The following is a 20676-nucleotide window of genomic DNA, read 5'->3' on the forward strand; positions in this document are numbered from 1 at the left end:
CCCCATGTCGCGTCGCCCGCGCGGTGCCGCCATGGTGGAGACCGTGCTGTTGATGCTCGTGCTGCTCCCGCTGCTCTTCTACGCGTTCTTCCTGATGGACGCGGCCTACATGAAGCTGGACCTGCAGGAGTCCGTCGTCTCGAGCGTCTGGGACATCTCCACGCTCAATGGCGAGAATGACGTGCAGCAGACGCGCGGGCGCTACAAGCCGGACACCAAGGATCAGCGGGGCGACGATCCCGACCCCCGTCCGAGCAACTGGAAGGACGCGGCGGGCTGGAACCGCTCCTACCACGCCTCGCGTTCCTCCTACTCGGACCACACCTCCGCCTTCGAGGATGGCGCCGAGCCGGGCTCCCCGGGCCTGGGGGTCGTGGAGCGCATCAACGGCAATCACAACCACTCCAAGCACCACAAGATCTACTTCGCGGCCCAGTACACCTACCGCTTCGAGGCGAGCGCGGGCTCGGACACCCAGTTCAAGTGCTCCATGGAGGACGACAACGCCTGGGCGATTGATCCGCTGATGCTCGGCAGCTTCGCCCGGAAGTACAGCAAGGGCGGTGCGGTGCGTTGTGACGCCAAGGGCTACATCTACAACTACATCATCCCGCAGAAGCTCTTCTCCAAGTTCTCCGATCTGGACCTGTCCAACCTGACCAAGCGCGACAAGGACTCGGACTCGCACAACTTCCAGGGCCGGGGAAACAACGTCGTGGCCTCCGAGATGGGCTCCGTCTACTTCAATACCTGGGCCCTGGAGACCGGCGCCTCGCGCAGGCGGGGCCAGCGCGAGACCATCGCGGACGCGGACCTCGGGGACCGCAGCTTCGCCTCGTCGTACACCAAGCTGGATGACAGCAACTTCTACAAGCGCGTGGTGTACTTGAACTCCACCAGCGGAGCCGCGACGTTCTCGATGGTGCAGGCCAATGCGGCGACCCTGGCCCGGGACGCGTCCAACAACCTCAAGATGACCGTCAACCCGGGCCTGAGCCTCATGGAGACCTCCATCCGCGAGGATCCCGTCGCCCGACTGCCGGGCATCGCGGGCACCTTCATGGTCGCCCGCTACAAGCCGCAGGCGCCGGGTCAGACCAAGGGGCCGAGCATGGACCTGATGTCCAACTCCAAGTTCGAGTCCACGCCCTACAAGAACGCCAACCCGAAGTACCAGACCGCCTACAACAAGCGCGGCTTGTACTACATGGGCTGCAAGACCGAGCAGAAGGACGGCGCCTGCCCATGAGCCGAGGCGTGCTCCTCGCCCTGCTCGGCGGGGTCCTGACCGCGGGCGGGGCGAGCGGGGAGGGCCCGGCGCCCTCCGCGCCGAAGGCCCCGCCCAAGGCGGCCTCCAGTGCCGCCGCCGGCAAGCAGCCCGCCGCCAAGCCGGCCCCGTCGGCCACGCCCACGAAGGCGGACTGGCAGGAGCTGGTGCGGGATGCCATCACGCCCTCGCAGGACGCCCCGCCTCCGGAGGACCCGGATCCCTTCGGGTTCAGCGTCTACCGGGGAGCCCGCCCCGAGCCCATGGGGGAGCAGACCCTCATCAATGGCGCCCGGATGCAGATCGCCACGCTCATCGTGGACGATGCGCCCCACATCGTGATGAACAACTACGCGGACTCCCTGGAGAAGCAGGGCGTCGTCAACGTCATGGTGGGGAAGGTGCCGGAGGTGAAGCTGATGTACATGAGCTTCCGTCCCCCGGGCAGCGACAACCTCAAGACGCTCACGTTCGTGCCGCACGGCTCGGGAACGGTCATCCTCGCGTCCGTGGGCAATCCCGAGGAGCTGCTCGAGCGCAAGAACTTGCCGGATGGGCTGCCCCAGCCGCCCAATTCGGAGCCGCCCACGGCCATGCAGCAACTGGAGCCGGGGCTGTCCTCGCGCAGCGCGTTCTTCCTGGTGAAGGACAGCACGCCCGCCAAGGTCATGACCTTCTACCGCACGGAACTGCTCAAGCGTGGCTACGTCCCCACGCCGGAGGGCGAGAGCCTTCCGGGCATGGAGAGCTACCAGAAGGCGGGTTCCGTGTTGTCCATCACCGCCAAGGTCGAGGACTCCTCGGGCGTGGCCGTGTCTCTCGTGTGGTTCGACTCATGAAAACTTCCCTGAAATCTCTCCGGATCCCGGCCCTGGCGTTGTGCGTGGGGCTCAGCGCGGGGTGGGCCTTCGCCGCTCCCAAGAAGGACAAGCCCTCGATCCAGCCCACGCCGGCGCCGAAGATCACCAAGCGCCCGACGACCTGCAAGGATCAGTGCGACCTGATGGCGCAGATGTGCGCGCAGCCTTGCGCGGATCCCAAGCGCAAGAACAGCAAGGCCCAGTGCGAGAAGAGCTGCGACAAGATGGTCGCCGCGTGCGATGGCAGCTGCCAGGAGAAGGGCCGCATCGACGCTCAGTACATGAAGGATCACCTCAAGCCGCCCTCGATGCCCGAGGGCGGATCGGCGGAGGATTGAGGCGCATGGGTTCCCAATCGAAGAAGTCGCGGCTGCTGTCGCGTCGGCGCCGTGGCCAGGCGATGGTCGAGTACTCGATGGTCGTCTATGCGCTGGCGCTCGCCGGTGGCGTGGCCATCATCACCGTGCTGCCCATGCTCATGCGGGCCCTGAACATCTACCTCAACGGCCTGTACTACATGATCAACCTGGCCACGCCCTGAGCGGGGGCGCGGTCCCGGGGCCCCGCTCGCGGCGGGGCTCCTCCCTCCGGTCCTGCTCTGCTTACGGCGCGCTCACGGTGAGCTTGAGGCCGGTGGGCAGGCGGCTGGTGTCCTTGATGTGGTTCCAGCGCTTGATGTCCTCCACGCTGATGCCGTAGCGCTGGGCGATGCTCCACAGCGTCTCGCCGGCGGCCAGGTGGTGGACGTTGGTCGCGGAGGCCGGGGGTGGCGCGGCCGTGTGCCGGTTGGTGTTGCCGATGACGGGGGCCGCGGCCGGGGCGGCGCGCTGGGCGATGACGGTGCCCGCGCGCTCCTCCACCTGCCGGGGCGCGCTGTCCGGCCAGAGGTAGAGCACCGAGCCCACCTTGAGCGCCCGGCGGCTGGCGCGCGCGGACAGGCTGTTCCACTTGCGCACGTCCTCCACCTGCACCTGGAAGCGGTTGGCGATGGCCCACACGCTGTCGCCGGACTGCACGCCGTAGGTGATGCGCTTGCGGCCGCCGATGCTCTCCGTCTTGATGGGGCCGGAGGCCACGGGGCCGCGCGGCGTGCCCGCCGGGACCTCGTCCTCGGGGCGGGGCGCGGTGACACCGCTGCGCCGCGCCTGGGCCACCTTGCGCGCGATGGCCGTGTCCGCCGCGTCCTCGGTCTTCACGCCCCCGCGGCTGGCGGGGATGGGGATGACGAGCTCCGAGTTGAGCTTGAGCGTGCGCAGGCTCTTGAGCTGGTTCATCTGGAGGATGGCCTCGGCGGCCGTGCCGTAGCTCAGGGCGATCTGCGACAGCGTGTCCCCGCGCTTCACCCGGTGCACCCGGAAGGTGAGCCGCTCCTTGGGGGGCAGCTTGGCGAAGTTCTCCGTGAAGCGCGGCGCGGTGCCGGTGGGCAGGCGCAGCACGTAGGGGTTCTTCGTGCTGGCCGGCGGGGTGCACCAGCGGCGCAGCTCCGGGTTGAGCTCCTGCACGGCCGTCACCTCCACGCCCGCCGCCCGGGCGATGACGTCCAGGTCCGTGGCGTCGGTGAGCTTCACCTCCTCGAAGCTGAGCGGCGACTCGTAGACGAACTCCTCCTCGGCGAAGCCGAAGGCGGCCGGGTGCTTGGAGATGAGCGCCGCGGCGATGAGCTTGGGCACGTAGTGCTTGGTCTCCGTGGCCAGGCCCTTCTCCGCGGAGATGAGCCAGAAGTCCTTGGTGTCGTGGCGCTCCATCAGGCGGCGCACCCGGCCACTGCCCGTGTTGTAGCCGGCCCACGCGAGGTACCAGTGGCCCAGCTCCGCGCGCAGATCCTTGAGGTAGCGCGCCGCGGCGCGCGTGGCCTTGAGCGGATCCCTCCGCTCGTCCACCCAGAAGTCCTGGTGCAGGCCGTACTGGCGGCCGGTGCTGGAGATGAACTGCCAGGGCCCCGAGGCATGCGCCCACGAGTACGCGGTGGGCGAGAAGCCGCTCTCGATCATCGCCAGGTACACGGTGTCGCGCGGCAGGCCCATGGACTCCAGGATGGGCTGCATCACCGGCAGGTAGCGCGTGGAGCGGCCCACCCACTTGCGGAACCACTTGCGGCCCGGGCCCTGGAAGAACTGGATGTACTGGGCGACGAGCGGCTGCATCTCCACGGGGATGTCGTAGTGCGGCTGGAAGCGCGCCACGTCGAAGGTGGACAGGTCCGTGATGAGCGGCGGCCCATCGTCCGCCTCGTCCTCGCGGAAGGTGGACTCCTCCAGGGCGTCCAGCATGCGCAGGCGCAGCGGGTTGGCCACGCCCAGGCGCCGCAGGGACTGGAGCACCGCGGCGTCCGGCCGGGCGCCGGGGTCCAGCGTGGCGCCCTCCAGGGCCCGCATCTCCTCGAGCTCGGTGGACTCGTCCTCGTCCGCCTCCTCGCCCTCGTCGGGGGCCGGGGGCTCCACGGGCAGGGCCGCTCCGGCGATGGGGGGCTCGGACTCCCGGGGGGCGGCGCCTTCCATCGCGGGGGCGGGCGTCGCGGGCGACGGCGCCGCGGGGGCCGTCAGGCTCGCGGGCTCGGGCCGCGGAGGGAGGGCCTCACCCGACGGCGGGACCGACGAGAGCGCCAGGAGGAGCAGGCTGAAAGACGGCATGAGCACCTGGGAACCGGCTGCCAGGCGGGCCGGGTGGGTTGAGGGGCGGAAGGATTCGATGCTTTTCGATTCGCTCCAACAAGCATCCAGACGGGCCATCTTCCCCTCGGATGCCTGGGACGGGAAGAAACGCACCGCGTGGGCGGGCCAGAACGCCTACTGTTTCACTCCGCGTGTGGCTCCGTGTCCAGGACCGAGCACCTTGGGCAGGTAGGTGGCGAAGTCGAAGTGGGGGGAGTTCTCGGGGTTGTGACAGGTGACGCACACCGTCTGGCCGGGTTGGGCGATGACATTGGTGGGGGAGGGGTCCTCCACGTGCAGCGAGCCGGGGCCGTGGCAGCTCTCGCAGCCCACGTTCTCCCGTCCGGCCACCTTGTCCAGGCGGCACACCCCGCCGGGCTGCTGCCAGCCGGTGACGTGGCAGCCCGTGCAGTTGAGGTGGAACTGCTTGCCCACGTCCTCCAGCGTCTTCCACGCCTGGTGGTGCTTGGAGCCCTCCCACACGGGGAGTGTCTCCGCGTGGCACTCGGCGCAGGCGGCGTTGCCCACGAAGGCCGCCTGGCCCTTGGCGGGCGCCGGGCAGTCCTGGCCGTGGGCGCGGGCCCATTCCAGGTTCATCTTCCCCACATCCGCGTCATAGGCGTTCACCACGGCCTGGACCTGGGGATCCGAGGGCAGGGTGGACTCGAGCGGGACGAAGCGCACGGCGAAGCCGTCTCCCTCGCCCGTGGGGGTCAGGGGCGCGGTGAGCAGCGCCTGCCGGCGGGCCGCGAGCTCCGTGCGCTTGTCCTGCTTGAGGGCCTTGAGCTGGGGGTCGATGCCGGGGCGGTTGATCTCCGCGTCCATCAGCGCGAGGCGCCGGTCGAGCGAGGTGACTTCCCGCTCGCTGTCCTCCGCGGTGCGCTGCTGGGTGAAGGGGCCCGGGGTGGGGCCGTACGTCAGGTCCACGCGCAGCAGGGAGCGGCCCTTGCTCTGCATCGCCACCACCGGGACCGCGTCGCGCGTCAGGGTGTTCTGCTCCCCGTCGAACTCGGAGGCGGTGTGGGTGGCGATCACCAGATCCACGCCCGCGGCCGAGGAGGACACGGCGCGTTGGGCCTCGGCGAGCGTGCCCCGGAACAGGCCCACCACGAACGTGGCGCCCGCGGCCCGGGCCCGGGCCGCGCCCTGGACGAGCCCCGCGCTGGCCGAGGCGCTCACGAGGCCGACCTTCCGGGCGCCCGCGGGCAGCACCTTCACGGCCCCGGAGGCGAGCTCGGGCAGTCCCAGGGACTGGCGGAAGCCCGCGCCGCGGGTGTCGTCCAGCTCGCCCACCGCGCGCACCGCGAGGCCCATGTCCCGGTAGGCCTCGGCGAGCGCTCGGGCCTTGCGCTCTTCCTGGGGCACCTGCTCGGGCTTGAGGTGGGGCTCGCCGAAGAGGCTGTCGCCGCCATCCACGAAGAGCACGGGCAGGGCGCCCTGGCGCGCCTCGCGCACCTGGAAGGCGGCTCGGGCGATGCCCCCGCGCATGTTCTCGCTGCAGCCGCAGGGCCCGAGGTAGCCGCGCACGTCCGCGGAGAAGAAGAGGATGGCGCCCGGGGCCTGGGAGGCCTGGGCGGCCGGAGCCTCGGCGGCGGGGTTCGGGGGCGGGGCGGGCTCGGGGGCGCGGACGTCCTTGCGCGGGCAGCCCGCGAGCGCCGACAGCACCAGCAGCCCGGCGACGAGTCGCCTCACCGTGCCACCGGGCCCCGCACCCACGCCGTCACCAGATGATGCTCTGCACCAGTTCGTCGATCTTCTCACCCATCGCCTCCAGGCCATTGCCCTTGGACAGGCTGCCGTCGGCCCCCACCTGCTCGGCCAGCTTGGCCAGCTCGTCGTCGGCCAGACTGGAGAAGAGGATGATGGGGATGTCCTGGGTGTTGTACTCGTTCTTGAGCGTCCGACAGATGTCCGTGCCCTTGGCCTCGGGCATGTGGATGTCGGTGAGGATGAGATCCGGCTTCCACGACTGGAGCGTCTTCTCGAACTCCATCAGCGTGGAGGTGGCGATCACCTCGTAGCCGCGCGCTTCGAGCACGGCCTTCTCCATGGCGAGGGTGATCTCGCTGTCGTCGATGAGGAGGATCTTTCGCTTCTCTTGCACGGCGACCTCTCGCGGAGCGGCCCTTGTAGCCTACCCCTTCCGGGGGCTCCATGCTTTTCCCACCGATTCGGGGCGCCCCCCGGCGCCGTTCGTCCAATAGGCCGTGGGTCGAGCAGCCAGCCTCATATAACGGTTGCCGGGCGGAACGGGGTGTCGCAAAGAGGGCCGCATGCGACGCACCTCGGCTGGATTGAGCCTGTTGTTGTCCATCCTCGTGTCCTGGCAGGCATGGGCCCTCAACCCGGGCCTGGGGACCCCCCCGTCGCGGGTGGACCGGCAGACCCCCTACGCCACGGCCAACGGCTTCTCGGACGCCGTGCACCAGGGCGACTACGCGCTGGCGGCGCACTACCTCTACCTGGACTACCTGCCCGCCTCCTCGCAGAAGGAGCAGGGGGCCCGCCTGGCGCGCCAGCTCAAGTTCGTGCTGGACCACAAGCTGCCGTCCACCGCCCTGGCCAGCCTGAGCAAGGAGCCCGAGGGGGATCCGGAGAACCCCCGCTTCGATCAGATCGGCATCATCCCCGTGGAGGACATGTCCTACCCCCTCCGCCTGACCCGGGTGTCCCTGCCAGAGGGTGGGAAGGTGTGGGTCTTCGCGGAGGCCACGGTGAAGTCCATCGAGCCGCTCTACCAGCGGTACGGCCCGGTGTTGCTCGGCGAGGAGCTGCCGGCGGTGCTCTTCGAGCGCACGGTGCTGGGGCTCGAGCCGTGGCAGTGGCTGGCCCTGGTGCTCACGGTGGCGGGGGCCGGGGTGCTCAGTGTGCTGCTCGAGCGGCTGTCCTTGTGGGTGCTCTTGCGCGTGGTGCACTGGACGCGCCTGGGCTGGGCCGTGGCCCTGGTGTCCTCGGGCCGGGGGCCGCTCAAGCTGTTGTACTTCGCGCTCCTCACGGCCCTGGGCGCGGAGCTGGCGCTCTTGCCGCCCAAGCCCGGCAACATCGTGCGGCACATCGACACCACGCTGAGCATCATCGCGGTGGCGTGGTTCATCCTGCGCTTCTTGCGCGCGACGGCGCAGTACGTGCACGAGTCGGTGGCGCAGGACGCCAATGACGCGGGGAGCATGCGCGGCCTGCGCACGCAGCTGTCGGTGATGCGCTCGGTCTTCGAGGCCGCCACCTACCTCATCGCCGCGGCGCTCCTGCTCATGCAGTTCGAGACGGTGCGCAACGTGGGCGTGTCCCTCCTGGCCTCGGCGGGTCTGGCGGGCATCGTCATCGGTCTGGCGGCGCAGAAGCCCGTGGCCTCGCTGCTCGCGGGCATCCAGATCTCCTTCACCCAGCCCATCCGCATCGGGGACGCGGTGATCGTCGAGAACGAGTTCGGGTGGGTGGAGGAGATCACCCTCACCTACGTGGTGGTGAAGGTGTGGGACGAGCGGCGGCTGGTCATCCCCATCTCCCAGTTCCTCGACAAGCCCTTCCAGAACTGGAGCCGCGGCGGGCAGTCCATGCTGGGCGTGGTGCGGGTGCTCGTGGACTTCTCCACGGACCTGGACCTCTTGCGCGCGGAGCTCAAGCGCATCCTGGAGAACGAGGCCAAGGCGCTGTGGGACGGCCGCGTGTCCACCCTGGTGGTGGAGGACGTGTTGGACCGTACGCTGCAGGTGCGTGTGGTGGTGAGCGGCTCGCTCGGGGTGCTCTTCGATCTGCGCGCCGTCGTGCGCGAGCAGCTGATGAAGTACCTGCGCGTCCGGCCGCACTGGCTGCCCACCACCCGCACCGAGGCCCGGGCCGCCATCACCGTGCCGCCCAAGGAAGAGTTCAAGTCGGAGTTCAAGTCGGAGCCCAAGGACGACGACGCCCAGGACGACACCGAGGCCGCGTCGGACTCGACCCTGGGGCCCACCCGACCCTAGGGCGGGCGAGGGAGCGAGCCAGGGAGACGGGCGCGTTTGAATATCGGTCGCGTTGCCCCGGTCGGGAGGGCATCGCCGCAATGAACGTGGGAGCCTGTGTGATGAATCGTCTCGCCGGAGTGTGGGGTATCGCCCTGGGCGTGGTGTGTGGACTGCTTCCCGAGGACTCCTGGGCCCAGCGCCGGGGCCGCACGGACGGGCCCGAGCGGTCCGAGTATGGCCGGGGCGGGTACTCCCGCCAGTCGAGCCCCCGCTTCTCGCTCACCTTCGACTGGGGGGCGGGCTTCGCCGCGGAGCAGTCCCGGCTGCGCTCGGGTGGCCCGCCGCTGTTCATCGGAGGCACGGCGTCGTTCTGGGGCGCGGACTGGTACCAGTTCGACGTCAGCGGCAACTACGTGCTCCAGAACGGCCTGGTGAACGTGCTGGTGGGCCCGCGCTTTCGCACCTACGGCCTGCCGGTGAGCTTCTACGCGGGCCTCAAGGCGGGCGCCTTCCTCGTGCCCGACGAGGGCCTGCGCTTCGGGCTGTCGCCCCAGGTGGGCGTGGACCTGCTGCCCCGCGGCCCCTTCCTCATCGGTCTGGGCTACGCGCTGGATGTGCCCATCGCCAGCCACGGCATCACCAACCGGCTCTACATGAACGTCGGCTTCAAGTTCTAGCGCGCCATGCTCACTCACGCCCTCGCCGCCGCCCTCGCGCTCGTCACCGCCCAGACCGCGCCCCGCGTCTCCACCGCCAACGGCCAGCCCGTGGCCGTGGCGCCCTTTCCGGGCCAGACGCAGACGTACAACCTCATGCAGTGGGACTCCAACCAACTGCCGCGCCTCTACGAGCGCTCGGAGCAACTGCCGCTCACCGACGCGGAGGTGACGAAGCTCGCCCAGGCGGGGTTCGACGAGGCGCAGCTCGTGCGGATGATCGAGCAGCGGCGCTGTGCGTGTGACGCGAGCGCGGACGGGCTCATCCGGCTCAAGCAGGCGGGGGTGTCCCCGGCCGTGCTGGACGCGGTGAGCACCCACGCGCTCGCGCCCCACCGGGCGCTGGACGTGCTGGTGACGCTCGACTTCACCGGCGAGAGCCGCGTGGCGCGCGAGTCCTTCCTCTACTTCTTCGTGGAGGATGGCGAGTTCACGCGCGTCTTCACCGCGAACCTGTCCGAGCTCCTGGGCCGCCAGAACGCCCACGAGACGCGCGTGGACCGCAGCGACATCCTCCGGGCGCGCACGGTGCGCCGCATCCAGCTCGCCGGCCAGGTGCCCCTCAAGAGCTACGGCCCCCACCGGGTGCTGGTGGCGGCGAGCGCCAACCCCAGCCTCAGCCACCCCTCGCAGCTCACCGACGCCGAGCGCCAGAAGGCCCAGGCCTACACGTTCGACTACCCCCGCTCGTCGTTGCAGAGCCTCTGTCGGCTCACGGCGGGGTACAAACGCGACGCGGTGCTCACGTCCAAGTGGAACTTCCAGGGCAGCCGCTTCGAATGCGAATGGAACTAGGAGTGCGTCCCATGAAAACCCGTCTCATCGCGTCCGTCTCGCTCGTGGGTCTGCTCGCCGCCTGTGGCGGCCCCCGCGCCTTCACGCGCGGCACCTACGAGGACCCCAACACCATCGAGATGCTGTCGGATCAGTTCAACGAGAACGACCTGCAGCTCATCGCCAAGAAGATGGTGGAGTCGCTCGCCGGTGTGCCGCGCTTCGCCCAGCCCAACGCCCAGCTGCCGGTGGTGCTCGTGGGCCGGCTCAAGAACAAGACGTCCGAGCACATCGACATGGCGTCGCTCGGGGACAAGATTCAAACGGGCCTGGCGCGCACGGGCCGCTTCGCGCTCCTGGACAAGGCGGCGCGCGAGGACCTGGCCGAGGAGTACGAGTACCAGGGCTCGGGCTACGTGGACCCCAACGCCGCCAAGGCGCCGGGCCAGCAGGCCAGCGCGGACTTCCTGCTCACCGGGGAGATCGCCTCCATCGTCCAGGAGGTCGGCGGCGACAAGCTCGTCTATTACAAGATGACCGCGAAGCTGAACAACGTGCGCACGGGCATCGTGGAGTGGACGGACGAGAAGGAGATCCGCAAGAAGTTCGAGAAGCAGGGCATCTCCTGGTAGCGCGCCCATGAGCCGCGCGCGACCACAGGCGGGTGGACTGCTGCTGGTGGCCCTGGTGCTCCTGAGCGGCTGCGCGGGCGACTATGTCGCGCGCACGCGCTCGCTCCGGGGCGCCTACGAGTCCGGGGACTATGGCCGCGCGCTGAGCGAGCTGGACGCCGTGGAGAAGCAGGGCAGCGGCAAGGACGCGCTGCTCGTGCTGCTGGACCGGGGCATGGTGCTGCACTCGGCCGGCCGGTGGAAGGAGAGCATCGAGGTGCTGGCGCGCGCGGACCGTCTGGCCTCGGAGCTGGACGCCGTCTCCGTGAGCGAGGAGGCCGGGGCGCTCATCACCAACGAGCGCCAGCGCGCCTACCGGGGCGAGGACTTCGAGAAGCTGATGATCTCCGTGCTCCAGGCGCTCAACTACGCGCAGCTGGAGCAGGACGAGGAGGCGCTCGTCGAGGTGCGCCGCGTCAACGAGCGGCTGCGCAAGATGGTCGTCGAGGAGAAGAAGCCCTACGAGCAGCTCGCCATCGCGCGCTACCTCGGCGGCGTGCTGTACGAGGACCAGCGCGACTGGGACGCGGCCTACATCGACTACGAGAACGCGCTGCGGCTCGCGCCCGGGCTGGGGGAGCTGGCCGAGCCCCTGCTGCGGCTCGCGCGCCGCACCGGGCGTCAGGACGAGTACGAGCGACTGCTCGCGCGTTTTCCGGGCCTGCCGCATGCGCCCCTGGGGCCCGACGAGGGCCAGGTGGTGATCGTCGTCGAGGCGGGGCGTTCCCCCGAGAAGGAGCCCGCGGACCGGCGGCTCAACTCGCACGAGCTCATCCAGGTGCCCGTGTACCGGGACCGGAGTCGGCCGGGGCTCGTCCGGGTGGGGGTGGAGTCGGGCGCGCCGATGCGGGCCGTGACGGTGACGTCGCTGGCGGACGTGGCCGAGGTGCACCTGGAGGATCGCCTGGGCCGGATGCTGGCCAAACAGGTGGCGGGGGTGGGCGTGAAGGCGGGCCTGGCCGCGGGGGCGGGCGCCCTGGCACGCAGCGAGGCGGTGGGCGCGCTCACCTTCTTGGTCCTCAACGCGGCCAACCAGCCGGACCTGCGCTCGTGGCTGTCCCTGCCAGCGGAGTTCCAGGTGGCGCGGCTGCGGCTGCCCGCGGGCGTCCACACGGTGCGGGTGGAGGGCCCGGGCTGGAGTGCCTCCCAGCGGGTGGAGGTGAAGCCGGGCCGGGTGCGGCTGGTCGTGGTGCGCGGCTACGACTGAGGGTCCGGAAATCCCCGGGCCGCCACTTGACACCGGATTGCATCAATCTGTGCAGGGGGCCAATCTGTGCTAGGTGTCGGGCCCCCCATGTCTCCGGTAGTAACCCTCTCCGCCTATTCGTTGGTCATCCTGCTGGGCGCGCTCGTGGGCGCGCTCGCCGTCGTCTTCACCGAGAAGCCGACGCGGCTGGTCACCTTCCTGGCGTTCGCCGCGGGCATCATGTTCGGCGCGGCGTTCTTCCACATGCTGCCCGAGGCGTACCACGGGGGCGGCTTCTGGGCGTTCGTCATGGTGCCCGCCGGCTTCGTGTTCCTCATGGTGCTCGAGCGCTACGTGCTCACGCACGCGTGCGAGGAGCCGCCGGAGTGCGAGGAGCACGTGCACGGGCACACCCTGGGCCTCACGGCGTTCCTCGGCCTGTCGGCGCACACGCTGTTCGACGGCATCGCGCTGGGCTCGGCGGTGAAGGAGGGCGTGGGGATGATGGCGCTCATGGCCATCACCTCGCACAAGGTGCCCTCGTCCTTGTCCCTGGCCTCCATCCTCAAGGCCGAGGGCAAGAGCTCCTCGCGCATCCTCGGCTACGCCGTGGCCTACGGGCTCATGGTGCCCGTGGGCGCGGTGCTCTACTTCGCCTTCGACGCGGTGCTGCGCTTCGATCGTCTGGCGCCCCTGGCCCTGTCCTTCTCCGCGGGCACCTTCCTCTACGTGGCGGTGTCGGATCTGCTGCCGCACGTGAACCGCCACGGCAAGGACAACCGGGGCCGCAACCTGGTGGCGCTCGCGGCGGGCCTGCTGGTGATGCTGGCCCTCTCGGGCATGACGGAACATCCCGGACACTGAGCCATGCAACGACTCTCCGACTGGTACGACCACCCCGAGTACTACGAGGCCATCTTCGGCACCGGCACCGCGCGGGAGATGGACTTCCTGCTGGAGGTGGGCAAGCGCCATGGCACCGGGGGCAAGCGCTGGCTGGAGCCTGCGTGCGGCGCGGGCCGCCTGGTGGAGGAGGCCGCGCGCCGGGGCCTGCACGTGGTGGGCTATGACCTGTCCGACAAGATGCTGGCCCACGCCCGCGCGCGCCTCACCCCGGCCCTGCGCCGGCGCGTGAAGCTGCAGGTCGCGCGCATGGAGGACTTCTTCCGGCCGGAGCTGGAAGGCCAGATGGACCTCGCGTTCAACCTGGTCTCCACCTTTCGCTACCTCGACAGCGAGCAGGCGGCGCGGGCGCACCTGGCGAGCACGCGGCGGCTGCTCAAGCCCGAGGGCATCTACGTGCTGGGCTTCCACCTGACCGAGTACGCCCGGCAGAAGGTGGAGGCCGAGCGCTGGGTGGAGACGCTGGGCGCGGACACCGTGGTGTGCAACACCCGGGAGAGCGTGCCGGACCGCAAGCTGCGGCGCTCGGCCATGCGCAACCGCCTGCGCATCACGGGTCCCGACAAGGACCTGCTCATCGAGACGCACTGGCACTTCCGCACGTATGACCTGGCGCAGACGCGGCGCCTGTTCCGCTCGGCCGGGTTCGAGGTCCTCGAGACCTACGACTTCGACTACGACATCACCGCGCCCCGGCGCCGGGGGGACATCCGCCTGGACAGCATCTTCGTCCTGCGGGCCCTTCCCGACGCGGAGGCGTGTTAGCGCCGGGGCCTCAGGGCACGTACTTGCCCAGCCCCGCGATGCGGTGCAGCCCGAGCCCCACCGCCCAGTAGGGCTCCATCGTGGTGGACACGCCTACGCCCGCCTGGAGGATGTCGCCGAACAGGTGACCGGTCACCATCCAGGTGATCTTCGTGGAGCCGTCCTGGGCCTGGGGGATGCCCACGGCGGCGACCCCGATGCCCGGCGCGAGCACGTGGAAGAAGTTGGAGTTGGCGTCGTCGTCGCCGCGCCAGCCCTTGAAGCGGATGACGGCGTAGGCGCCCGCCGCCGGCAGCAGGGCGCCCGCGTCCGGGCGGATGCCCCGCGCGAACAGCACCGCCGCGCCGGTGTCCGTGAGGAACCCCCGGCTGCGCACGCGCAGGTAGCGCAGCGTCTCTCCGCCCGGGACGATCTTCCCGTCCTTGTCCAGCACGCGCGCCCGCACGGTGAGCAGGTCGCCTTCCTTGCGAGGCGTGTTGATGAGGGAGAACTCGGTGTCGGTCGCCTCGTGCAGGGGCGTGGTGAGCGTGGTGAGCGTGGGCAGCGAGGCCGCGTCGGACTGCGCGACGCTCGCGGACACGAGGGCGATGGCCCGTGACAGGGCCTCCAGGGGCGGCGAGAGCGACGCCAGCGCGCTCCGCTTGTCGGAGGCGAGGGCGCCCCAGGCGGTGACCGCGCTGGAGACCGCGTTGAGGCACGCCTGGGCCTGGGGCTTGCCGTTCTGCAGCGCGGAGATGGTGCTCGCCAGGATCTGCGCGGCATCCACGCCGCTCGCGGGCTGGGCGGCCTCCTTGAGCGGGGGCAGCAGGACCGTGCTCGCCGCCTGACAGGCGGACACCGCGGCCTTGGCCTTCACGACGGCCGGATCGGCCGCCAGCGCGGGGCCCACGGCACTCAGCGCGTCCTGGAGCTCACGCGCGGCGAGCCCCATCACGGCGTCCCTCAAGCTGGACAGCTGCTCGCTCAGCATCCGCGTGGCCTGGGCCTTGAGTCCGTTGAGGCTCGTGGCGCTGGCGGACAGCTCCACCGCGGCGCGGTACTCGGCCTGGAAGCGCTCGTCGAAGACGAAGCGGGTCTTCTCGATGGGGTGGGGCGTGCCCGGGGTGAGGTTGTCGTAGCCCGGCACGTGGATCTGCGTGGCGGGCTCGCCCAGGTACGCCACCACCTCCAGGGTCTGCGAGGCGCCCCGCAGGAGGTGGTCCACCTGCGCCTGGACGGAGGTGTTCTCCGCCTGGAAGAACTCCTCGATGCTCTTGCCGAGCGGCTTGCCCGGCGAGAAGAGCGCGTCGAAGCGCAGCTGTCCGCCCGCGGGGTCCACCTCCACGAGGTAGGCCTTGATGTCGGTGAGCGTGCCGAGCAGCGCCCCGTAGGCGGCCTGGAACCGCTCGAGCTGGGCCCCGTCCATCCGCTGCGACTGGCGCCACAGGGCCTCCGCCGCCTGGCCCAGCTCCTGGGAGCGCGCGAGGCTCTCGGTGAAGCGCGTCTGCAGGAGGGTGAGCCGCTGGATGCGGGTGACGAGCGGACCGCCGGTCTTCGTTCCCGTGACACGCTCGGAGGCGAGCGCGGTCGGGTTGATGCGTACGAGCACGGCGCTGTTCACGTCCACGTCGACGATGGGCGCCTCGGGGTAGCACGTCTCCTTGCCCGCCTCCGTGCGCTCCACCAGCCAGAACAGGGCGGTGTCGCTCCGGGTGCAGGAGGGGGCCGCCCGGGTGTCCGGCGCCACGAGCACCACCACCGGCGCCACGAGCCCGGCGAGGACCTGGGACCACGGGGAGCGAGGGGTCTTCATGAGGTCTTCCCCGCGAGCGCGGCGAGCAGGGCCAGGGTGAGGTCCGACGCCTTGCTGGCCGCGGGCATGGTCAGGTGCGAGGACACGTGGCGCTCCACGGTGAGGAACGTGACGAGCGTGGTGGCCTGGGGCCTCCACCGGGCCCGCTGCTCGTCCGTGAGGGCGCGGGGATCCTTCAGCCAGAGGACCCGCGAGCCGGGGAACTGCCGGGCCATGCCCGAGAGCGTGGCCGCCGCCAGGGCCGCGTGCGCGTCGTCCCCCAGGATCAACCCGAGCGCCGACTGCTCGTCCAGGTAGGCCTTGAGCAGCTCCTGGAGCCGTTGACGCTCCTTCGTGTCCTTCACCGAGGTGAGGACGGGGATGACGCAGTAGGGCTCCAAGATCATGGGCGCTTCCTTCCCGTGGGGGATGAGCCGCGGGTCGAGCATGCGCCGAATGACCTGCCTTGTCATCCGGCGCGCGGTCAGTCCAGGGACGCGGGCGGACCCAGGGGCTGACGCTCGGCGTCCCGCAGCCCGACGAGCACGCTGGTGCCATCCGCGGCCACGCGCAGCTCGCCGTACTTCGCCCGCGCGTAGTGGTCCGCATGCCCTTCCTGGAAGAAGAAGGACTCCGCGCCCAGGCGGACGCGGCTGCCGCGGACCTTGAAGTTCAGCCACAGCTCTCCGGGCCCGAGCGCGAGGCCCGGCGTCTCCACGCCCACGAAGCGGCCCACGCCCGCCTCGTCCCGCCGCAGCACGAGCCGGCCGTCCTCGGCCGGATTGTCCCAGCCCGGTCTGACCTCCTGACTGATGGCGTAGTTGAGCACCATGTAGTCCCCCTGCATGAGCGAGCGGGGATCCACCGGCGCGAGCTCCAGGAGCAGCGGGGTGCCGTGCTGGAGCAACTGCTCCTTCTGGATGACGAGCAGCACGAGGGCCCCCACCACCAGGGCGAGTCCTCCGTAGATGACACGGGTGCGCATCAGGACACCTCCGGGGCGGCCATGGGGAAGCGGCGCAGGATGAACAGCCGCAGACCGAGCATCGCGAGTCCTCCGCCCAGCAGCGCGAGCGACTTGGCGAGCAGGGTGAGCTGCAGGCTGTAGTAGTAGTTCACGCCGAAGGCGAGGATGAAGACCACCGCCATGCCGAGCAGCACCACGCTGCGCCGGTGGAAGCCGAGCAGCAGCACGCCCACGGCGGCGATGACGCCCGGGGTGCGGTAGGTGAGCAGGGACAGGAGGGCCAGGGCGCCGAACAACGTCACGCCCGGAGCGCCACCCGGTGCGCGGTGCGACTCCTCGAGGACCCGCCAGGCCGAGTACATCGTCACCGCGGCGAGCCCCGTCGTCACCACGATGCGCAGCACGGTCTGCTCACCCCGGCCGAAGAGCTCCTCTTCCCCGACGCCCGCGAGCAGCAGGCCCATGACCGTGGTGACCAGTCCGAAGATGGCGGGGGTGACCCAGGGGGCCCAGCGCCGGGCCTGGAGCTCGGCCTGGTGCAGGACGAGCGCGTGCGCGAGCCCGGCGAGCACCACCAACCCCAGGCTCGCGGCCTCGATGGCGATGGCGTCCTGCAGCGCGTACAGCAGCGAGAGGCTCGCGGCGCACACCGACAGGAAGCGCTGGACGAGGTCCGCGTACAGGACGAAGACGATCGCCTCGAACACGGCGAAGAGGAGCGCCGAGAGCGCCCCGTCGCTCTTGCCGAAGAGTCCGAAGGCGAAGAGGCCCTGGCCAGCCAGGCCGATGGCCAGGGCCGCTTGCGAGAAGAAGAGGCTGGAATCCATGAAGCGCAGGCCGATCGCGCACCCCGTGAGCAGCAGACCCATCACGAGGGCGGCCGTCTCGTTCGACAGCTCCATCGCCAGGGCCACGAAGACGATGAGGAACAGCGAGGCCAGCCAGGCGCCCGCGCCGATGAGAACCCGGATGAACCAGGGCGTGGGCGTGATGCTCTCCTTGCGCGCCTGGAGCTCGGTATGGGCCCGCGCATGCACCGACGGGGACAGGACCTCGCGCAGCGAGGGTTTGAAGGCCCGTGTCATACGTCCTCCGCTCCCTGCGCCTCGGTGCGCAGCCACCAGGCCGCGGCACTCAGCTCGCCAATCAGCACCGCGGCCATCAGGAAGATGCCGAACAGCTCGGCGTCGAGGACCTCGAAGATGATGCGCCCCGCGAAGGTGGTGACGAGCGTCATCACGCTCAACACGCCGAGGGTGAGCAGGAACAACTCCGGACGCACCCGGCGGTGGAAGAAGTAGGTCGCGGCCACCAGGGCGCAGACCAGCACCAACGCCACGTACTCCGAGGCATCGGCCCGCTGGGGCTCGAACACCACATGGGCGGCGAGCCCGAGCAGCGGCAGGATCGTCATCGCCGCGAGGACCCGGGGCAACCACCGGCCCTGGGCGGACTCGACGCCCCGGAGGGCGAGGACCTCATGGACCGCCCACGCCGCGCCGTTCAGCAGGCCGATCATCAGGACGAGCAACGCATCCTCCCGGCCGAGCGCCTGGATGCGATAGAGGCTCAGGCCCGTGTCCACGAGCACGAGCAGCAACAGCCACAGGGGGCCGAAGCGCGCGAGGGCCACCCAGGGCAGGATGAGCAGGCCCCAGCCGAGGAACAGGCCATACGGGTCCGCGCCCGTCTGATAGGCCTGTCCGTAGACGGCGAGCAGCGGCCCCACGAGCACCGCCGCGAAGAGCAGGGCGAACTGTCCCGGGAGCCCGTCTTTCAACTGGGTCGCGGCGACACACGCCCCCGCGATGGCGGCGAGCAGCAGGCCGAGCTTGCCGAAGCGGTGCAGCGCCGCCCAGTTGTAGGCGAAGAAGTAGATGACACCGGAGAGCACGAGCAGCGAGCCGAAGCCCATCAACCCGATGGACAGGAAGCGTTGCCAGGCGGGGGGGGCGGGGGTCTGCACCGCGCGCCCCAGGGCCTGCTTCAGCTCGGGGGGGGACAAGACACCGGCATCGGCGAGCAGGTACAGGCGCTCGGGCGTGGCGGCGAGATCGAGAGGGTCACTGGACACGAGGGGAGACGCTAGTCCCAAGCGCCTCCCTTTGTCTCACGCCTCACCAGTGCGCACGCCGTAGCTCCAGCAGCCACGCTTCCAGGGCCGCCGTCTCCCCGGGCTCCTCGGGAAGGACGGACCGCTCACGCGCCGCGTCGAGCTGCTCGAAGGCCCGGCCGACCTGTCCCCGCCATCGCTCGGACAGGGCCTCGGACAGCTCACTGCGCTCGCCCCGTCGCTTCCAGGCCACCAGCTCTCCCGCCTCTCCGAAGCCGTACCGGTCCATCACGGCGGTGAGATCCGCCTCCACCTCGCCCGTGAGCAGGGCGTGGGTGCCGGTGAGCGTCGTGCGCAGCACGTAGAGCAGCTTCTTGGCGGAGCGAAAGCCCGTCTTCTCCCATTCACGCAGCTGGCTCTGGGCGAAGCCCCGGTAGTGCCGGTGCAGGCGCCGCGACAGCACGCCGCGCACCCGGGGGCGCAGGGACTCCAGCTCGGCCGAGTGCCGCAGGGCATGGGCGCCGAGCAGCCGCTCCAGGTAGTTGCCGTTGCCCTGGAGCACGCCCGTCAGCACGGCGCCAATCTCGTTGGACGAGTAGTCCACCTCGACGCCGTCCAGGACCTCCAGGCGCTCGGCGGGCGTGAGGCGCGGCTCCAGCCCGAGCAACTGGGAGGTGGGCGTGATGTGCACGCACTTGAGATCCAGATCGCTGTCGGGCGAGGGGAAGCCGTAGGCGTGGGCCCCGGTGAGGGTGACCACGAGGTGGTGGCGGCGCGCGGCCTCCTCGTCGAGGACGCGGTCGGCGACGCGGGTCTGGTGCTCCGTCATCCGTGCATCCGTCATGACGCGTCCTCCGTGTTCTCCAGGGCCGGGGGCGCGGGCGCCTCCCGCCCGAGCGGTCCTGGTTCCTTCATCACCCAGCGTCGCGCCAGCTCCTCACCCACCCGCCGCAGCAGCCGGTCCGCCCGAGCGTGGTCGGGCAGGGCGGGCAGGGCGCTCTGGCGGTGGGCCTCCTCCAGCTCCGGGGCCAGCGCCTCGGCGTCCCGCAGCACGTCCTCCAGGGGCACCTGGCCGGCCTTGATGTCCAGCAGCCGGGCCTTGATGGCGCCCGACACATCGAACGTGGGCACGCCCTCCTTCAACCAGCCGGTGGCGAGCACCACCAGGCGCAGCAGGTTGTAGGCGTTCTTCGGCCGCAGCTCGCGGGCGCTCGGGGGCCGCTGCCCGCCGCCCCGCGCGTAGCGCACGAGCGCGGCGAAGTCGTTGGCCTCGAGCAGGCCCTGGTCCGACAGCGAGCGGTAGAGCTGCTTGATGTACGTCTTGGCCGCGAGCAGGCCGTCCTCGGGCGTGGGCGCGGGACGCGGGGAGATGGCCGCCAGGCGCCGGGCCACCTCGTCGAGCGACGGCGTGGGCTCCTCGCACAGCCACTCGAGCACGAGGTCACGGTGCTCGGCGAGCCGCTGGCTGCGCGTGAGCTTGTCGAGCTGGCTCATGGCGTAGCGGCCGAAGCTGCCGAAGAGGGCCTTGGACACGAAGGCGTCGCGCTCGGCGAGCAACCACTCCCCGAGCACGTCCGTGGCGCGCGCGCCGGGCACGAAGAGCATCTCCAGGGTGTTGGGGTCCGCGCGCAGGGCCTGCTCCACCGCCTTGGAGAGCTCCCAGAAGGTGTGGCTGCCATCCGCGCTGACGAGATCCTTCGCCTTGTCCGCGAGCCCGAAGTGCCAGGGCAGGGGGAGGCCGAAGACGCCGCGCACGTCGACATCGGATGCCTCGTTGGCCAGCCCCCAGGCCTGGGAGCCCACGATGGTCTCCAGCACCACGCAGGGGCGCAGGGCGTCCCAGGTCGCGGCGCGGCGGAGCGCGAACTGGAGCTGACCGGGCCGACGGGGCACGAGCTCGCTCCGGGCGTACCAGACCTCGCCCACGCCGACGATCTGCACGTCGAAGCCGCCGTCGCGGGCGCGGGCCACGCGGCCGACCACGCCCTGGGGGATGCGGCGCTCGCCGGCCAGACGCTCCACGCGTGTGGTCACCTCGGTGCCGTGGGGGAGGGGAACGGAGAGCCGGTCCACCTGCTCATAGCCCCGGGGCCGGGCTGGGGTCTCGGCCGGATCGTGTTCGGGCGTCGAGGTCTCGCGGGTCATGGT

The 20676-nt window shown here is 70.5% G+C and carries 21 protein-coding genes; 11 read left to right on the forward strand and 10 right to left on the reverse strand.

The genetic code is table 11. The features are described 5' to 3' along the window. The first annotated feature begins 4 nt into the window (after positions 1–4). From I3V78_RS11710 to I3V78_RS11725, 4 genes are read left to right on the forward strand one after another with little or no spacing between them, the layout of a single operon-like run. Positions 5–1249 (forward strand): hypothetical protein, encoded by a 1245-nt coding sequence (locus I3V78_RS11710; RefSeq protein ID WP_204487139.1) that lies wholly within the window; start codon positions 5–7, stop codon positions 1247–1249. Next, positions 1246–2106 (forward strand): hypothetical protein, encoded by an 861-nt coding sequence (locus tag I3V78_RS11715; protein WP_204487140.1) that lies wholly within the window; start codon positions 1246–1248, stop codon positions 2104–2106. Before I3V78_RS11710 ends, I3V78_RS11715 begins: the two co-directional genes overlap by 4 nt. Beyond that, the gene (locus I3V78_RS11720; RefSeq protein WP_204487141.1) at positions 2103–2465 is read left to right on the forward strand and encodes a hypothetical protein; all 363 of its coding nucleotides are present in this window, start codon (positions 2103–2105) and stop codon (positions 2463–2465) included. The genes I3V78_RS11715 and I3V78_RS11720 overlap by 4 nt, the downstream gene beginning before the upstream one ends. Positions 2466–2470: 5 nt before the next feature. Then, entirely contained in the window at positions 2471–2668 is a 198-nt protein-coding gene (locus I3V78_RS11725) for a hypothetical protein (RefSeq protein ID WP_204487142.1), read from the forward strand. 61 nt (positions 2669–2729) lie between these two features. On the opposite strand, the gene I3V78_RS11730 is transcribed toward I3V78_RS11725, so the two are convergent. From I3V78_RS11730 to I3V78_RS11740, 3 genes are all read right to left on the reverse strand, one after another. Beyond that, entirely contained in the window at positions 2730–4757 is a 2028-nt protein-coding gene (locus I3V78_RS11730; protein WP_204487144.1) for a lytic transglycosylase domain-containing protein, read from the reverse strand. Positions 4758–4913: 156 nt separating this feature from the next. Continuing rightward, positions 4914–6470 (reverse strand): multiheme c-type cytochrome, encoded by a 1557-nt coding sequence (locus tag I3V78_RS11735; RefSeq protein WP_338023536.1) that lies wholly within the window; start codon positions 6468–6470, stop codon positions 4914–4916. A 28-nt stretch (positions 6471–6498) separates the two neighbouring features. Continuing rightward, entirely contained in the window at positions 6499–6882 is a 384-nt protein-coding gene (locus tag I3V78_RS11740; RefSeq protein ID WP_204487148.1) for a response regulator, read from the reverse strand. Positions 6883–7051: 169 nt separating this feature from the next. Between I3V78_RS11740 and I3V78_RS11745 the strand changes: the two genes are divergently transcribed. The 7 genes from I3V78_RS11745 (at position 7052) to I3V78_RS11775 (ending at position 13737) form a co-directional block, all read left to right on the forward strand. Further along, positions 7052–8740: a mechanosensitive ion channel family protein gene (locus I3V78_RS11745; protein WP_204487150.1), complete on the forward strand. Its 1689-nt coding sequence runs from the start codon at positions 7052–7054 to the stop codon at positions 8738–8740. Positions 8741–8841: 101 nt separating this feature from the next. Further along, the gene (locus I3V78_RS11750) at positions 8842–9399 is read left to right on the forward strand and encodes a hypothetical protein (protein ID WP_204487151.1); all 558 of its coding nucleotides are present in this window, start codon (positions 8842–8844) and stop codon (positions 9397–9399) included. 6 nt (positions 9400–9405) lie between these two features. After that, positions 9406–10233 (forward strand): hypothetical protein, encoded by an 828-nt coding sequence (locus I3V78_RS11755; RefSeq protein WP_204487152.1) that lies wholly within the window; start codon positions 9406–9408, stop codon positions 10231–10233. Between the two features lie 11 nt (positions 10234–10244). Next, entirely contained in the window at positions 10245–10844 is a 600-nt protein-coding gene (gene lpoB / locus I3V78_RS11760; RefSeq protein WP_204487153.1) for a penicillin-binding protein activator LpoB, read from the forward strand. Between the two features lie 7 nt (positions 10845–10851). Continuing rightward, positions 10852–12090 (forward strand): COG3014 family protein, encoded by a 1239-nt coding sequence (locus tag I3V78_RS11765; RefSeq protein ID WP_204487154.1) that lies wholly within the window; start codon positions 10852–10854, stop codon positions 12088–12090. Positions 12091–12177: 87 nt separating this feature from the next. After that, on the forward strand, positions 12178–12933 hold the full coding sequence (locus I3V78_RS11770) for a ZIP family metal transporter (protein WP_204487155.1): 756 nt from the start codon (positions 12178–12180) through the stop codon (positions 12931–12933). Positions 12934–12936: 3 nt separating this feature from the next. Beyond that, complete coding sequence (locus I3V78_RS11775) at positions 12937–13737, forward strand: class I SAM-dependent methyltransferase (protein ID WP_204487156.1); 801 nt, start codon at positions 12937–12939, stop codon at positions 13735–13737. A 10-nt stretch (positions 13738–13747) separates the two neighbouring features. Here the strand turns inward: I3V78_RS11775 and I3V78_RS11780 are convergent, their stop codons facing one another. The 7 genes from I3V78_RS11780 to I3V78_RS11810 form a co-directional block, all read right to left on the reverse strand. After that, the gene (locus I3V78_RS11780; RefSeq protein ID WP_204487157.1) at positions 13748–15529 is read right to left on the reverse strand and encodes a hypothetical protein; all 1782 of its coding nucleotides are present in this window, start codon (positions 15527–15529) and stop codon (positions 13748–13750) included. Next, positions 15526–15915 (reverse strand): hypothetical protein, encoded by a 390-nt coding sequence (locus I3V78_RS11785; protein ID WP_204487158.1) that lies wholly within the window; start codon positions 15913–15915, stop codon positions 15526–15528. Before I3V78_RS11785 ends, I3V78_RS11780 begins: the two co-directional genes overlap by 4 nt. Positions 15916–15992: 77 nt before the next feature. Then, positions 15993–16493, reverse strand: a complete 501-nt coding sequence (locus I3V78_RS11790; protein ID WP_338023537.1) for a GDYXXLXY domain-containing protein — start codon at positions 16491–16493, stop codon at positions 15993–15995. Next, positions 16493–17560: a DUF4401 domain-containing protein gene (locus tag I3V78_RS11795; RefSeq protein ID WP_204487160.1), complete on the reverse strand. Its 1068-nt coding sequence runs from the start codon at positions 17558–17560 to the stop codon at positions 16493–16495. The genes I3V78_RS11790 and I3V78_RS11795 overlap by 1 nt, the downstream gene beginning before the upstream one ends. Then, positions 17557–18549: a DUF2157 domain-containing protein gene (locus tag I3V78_RS11800; protein ID WP_204487162.1), complete on the reverse strand. Its 993-nt coding sequence runs from the start codon at positions 18547–18549 to the stop codon at positions 17557–17559. The genes I3V78_RS11795 and I3V78_RS11800 overlap by 4 nt, the downstream gene beginning before the upstream one ends. A 43-nt stretch (positions 18550–18592) precedes the next feature. Next, positions 18593–19372, reverse strand: coding sequence for a nucleotidyltransferase domain-containing protein (locus I3V78_RS11805; protein ID WP_204487164.1), 780 nt, complete (start codon positions 19370–19372; stop codon positions 18593–18595). After that, positions 19369–20673, reverse strand: coding sequence for a DNA polymerase beta superfamily protein (locus I3V78_RS11810; protein ID WP_204487166.1), 1305 nt, complete (start codon positions 20671–20673; stop codon positions 19369–19371). Before I3V78_RS11810 ends, I3V78_RS11805 begins: the two co-directional genes overlap by 4 nt. Between the last annotated feature and the right edge of the window lie 3 nt (positions 20674–20676).

Source organism: Archangium primigenium, assembly GCF_016904885.1.
Lineage (GTDB): Bacteria > Myxococcota > Myxococcia > Myxococcales > Myxococcaceae > Cystobacter > Cystobacter primigenius.

Bases quoted from the DNA above. Each gene is read 5' to 3' on its own strand.
- I3V78_RS11710 (WP_204487139.1), top strand. From the start codon at position 5: ATGTCGCGTCGCCCGCGCGGTGCCGCCATGGTGGAGACCGTGCTGTTG.
- I3V78_RS11715 (WP_204487140.1), top strand. From the start codon at position 1,246: ATGAGCCGAGGCGTGCTCCTCGCCCTGCTCGGCGGGGTCCTGACCGCG.
- I3V78_RS11720 (WP_204487141.1), top strand. From the start codon at position 2,103: ATGAAAACTTCCCTGAAATCTCTCCGGATCCCGGCCCTGGCGTTGTGC.
- I3V78_RS11725 (WP_204487142.1), top strand. From the start codon at position 2,471: ATGGGTTCCCAATCGAAGAAGTCGCGGCTGCTGTCGCGTCGGCGCCGT.
- I3V78_RS11730 (WP_204487144.1), bottom strand. From the start codon at position 4,757: ATGCCGTCTTTCAGCCTGCTCCTCCTGGCGCTCTCGTCGGTCCCGCCG.
- I3V78_RS11745 (WP_204487150.1), top strand. From the start codon at position 7,052: ATGCGACGCACCTCGGCTGGATTGAGCCTGTTGTTGTCCATCCTCGTG.
- I3V78_RS11750 (WP_204487151.1), top strand. From the start codon at position 8,842: ATGAATCGTCTCGCCGGAGTGTGGGGTATCGCCCTGGGCGTGGTGTGT.
- I3V78_RS11755 (WP_204487152.1), top strand. From the start codon at position 9,406: ATGCTCACTCACGCCCTCGCCGCCGCCCTCGCGCTCGTCACCGCCCAG.
- lpoB (WP_204487153.1), top strand. From the start codon at position 10,245: ATGAAAACCCGTCTCATCGCGTCCGTCTCGCTCGTGGGTCTGCTCGCC.
- I3V78_RS11765 (WP_204487154.1), top strand. From the start codon at position 10,852: ATGAGCCGCGCGCGACCACAGGCGGGTGGACTGCTGCTGGTGGCCCTG.
- I3V78_RS11770 (WP_204487155.1), top strand. From the start codon at position 12,178: ATGTCTCCGGTAGTAACCCTCTCCGCCTATTCGTTGGTCATCCTGCTG.
- I3V78_RS11775 (WP_204487156.1), top strand. From the start codon at position 12,937: ATGCAACGACTCTCCGACTGGTACGACCACCCCGAGTACTACGAGGCC.
- I3V78_RS11780 (WP_204487157.1), bottom strand. From the start codon at position 15,529: ATGAAGACCCCTCGCTCCCCGTGGTCCCAGGTCCTCGCCGGGCTCGTG.
- I3V78_RS11785 (WP_204487158.1), bottom strand. From the start codon at position 15,915: ATGATCTTGGAGCCCTACTGCGTCATCCCCGTCCTCACCTCGGTGAAG.
- I3V78_RS11790 (WP_338023537.1), bottom strand. From the start codon at position 16,493: ATGCGCACCCGTGTCATCTACGGAGGACTCGCCCTGGTGGTGGGGGCC.
- I3V78_RS11795 (WP_204487160.1), bottom strand. From the start codon at position 17,560: ATGACACGGGCCTTCAAACCCTCGCTGCGCGAGGTCCTGTCCCCGTCG.
- I3V78_RS11805 (WP_204487164.1), bottom strand. From the start codon at position 19,372: ATGACGGATGCACGGATGACGGAGCACCAGACCCGCGTCGCCGACCGC.
- I3V78_RS11810 (WP_204487166.1), bottom strand. From the start codon at position 20,673: ATGACCCGCGAGACCTCGACGCCCGAACACGATCCGGCCGAGACCCCA.